Annotated in this window: 1 pseudogene; it reads left to right on the top strand. The window is 74.2% G+C overall.

The features are described from left to right. Window positions 1-836, top strand: a pseudogene (locus AX737_RS10620) (BatD family protein); the annotation flags it as partial.

Here is an 836-nt window from a genome sequence, read left to right as displayed (position 1 = left end):
CTCCTCCCCCTCCTCCTCGCCGCCCCGGCCCGTGCCGAGATCGAGGCCGGCGACCTCACGCTCACGGTGACGGCGGAGCGCGCCGGCAACGCGGCGCCCTATGCCCGCGAGATGGTGCTGCTGCGCATCCGCGGGCTCTACCGCCAGCAGATCCTGCTGGAGGAGGTGGTGCAGCCGACGCTCGCGAACTTCAGCTGGACCCAGCTCGGGCGCGACACCTGGCGGCGCGAGCGCCTGCCCGACGGACAGGTCGGGCTCGCCTTCGACCGCACGGTGGCGATCTTCCCGCACCACGCGGGCGACTTCACCATCGACCCGTTCGTGCACCGGCTCACCGTCAACGACCTCGGCACCCGCCGGGTCGTCGACGTCCGTTCGAACCCGATCCCGCTCCCCGTCGCCGCCTGGACGCAAGGTTCGGGCGGCCCCGAGGTGAAGGAACCCTGGTGGCTGCCCGCCCGGGACGTCAGCGTCACCGATTCCTGGAGCCCCGACCCCGAGACGCTGAAGATGGGCGAGACCGGGCGGCGGATCGTGACGGTGGAGGCGCAGGGCATGGTGGCCGAGGGCCTGCCGCCCCGCCCGGTGATGCGCACCCGCGGCATCATCACCTTCGCGGGCCCGGTGACCCGCGAGACCATCCTCACGCCCACGGGGCCGGTGGCGCGCGCCACCTACCAGTGGGACGTGCGGCCGGGCGTCCCGGAGGTGATCCCGCTCGACGCGATCAGCATCCCGTGGTTCGACACGGTCTCGCGCACCATGCGGGAGGCCGAGATCCCGGCGCGCCAGATCGGCGGCGGGCTCGTGGACGGCGCGGACGCGGCCCCGGCCCC

Source organism: Methylobacterium sp. CCH5-D2 (assembly GCF_001556475.1).
In the GTDB taxonomy this organism is placed as follows: domain Bacteria; phylum Pseudomonadota; class Alphaproteobacteria; order Rhizobiales; family Beijerinckiaceae; genus Methylobacterium; species Methylobacterium hispanicum.
Note: the sequence above shows the minus strand (reverse complement) of the source record. Positions and strands in the feature narration are given on the sequence as shown.